At 52.3% G+C, this 398-nt stretch carries 1 protein-coding gene; it reads left to right on the forward strand.

Annotated elements, in window-relative coordinates:
• The coding region (locus tag R0J92_RS21850) for a D-Ala-D-Ala carboxypeptidase family metallohydrolase (protein WP_411053187.1) at nucleotides 1–338 on the forward strand (338 nt) is incomplete at its 5' end.
• Between the last annotated feature and the right edge of the window lie 60 nt (nucleotides 339–398).

Below are 398 nucleotides of genomic sequence, written 5' to 3' on the forward strand. Positions count from 1 at the left end.
TCAACCGCATTCATCGCACCGACGGCAAGGCGCGTGAATTGCCTATCATCGTAACGTCCGGCTATCGCTGTCTGGATTTAAACAAGGCCATTGGCGGCTCCACCAGCTCTCAGCACATGAAGGCTCAGGCAGTCGACTTCGGCGTTCCTGGTATGACGCCTCGTGAGCTGGTTGACTTTATCGTTAAACATCACCCTGGCTACGACCAGATGATCGAAGAGTTCGGTCGCTGGGTGCATGTCAGTGTGGTTGCGGACAGTCCTCGTGGCGAAGTCCTCGTGGCTCGAAAGTCTGGCGGAAAAACCAGCTACTCCCCTTTGAAACAAAATAGTAAGTAACAACTTACTTAGGAGGCTCAATGTCAGCGGGCGTTTACACCATTGTTTGTGAAAAGGGTT

It is taken from the genome of Tritonibacter sp. SIMBA_163, from assembly GCF_046535935.1.
Classification (GTDB): Bacteria; Pseudomonadota; Alphaproteobacteria; order Rhodobacterales; family Rhodobacteraceae; genus Epibacterium; species Epibacterium scottomollicae.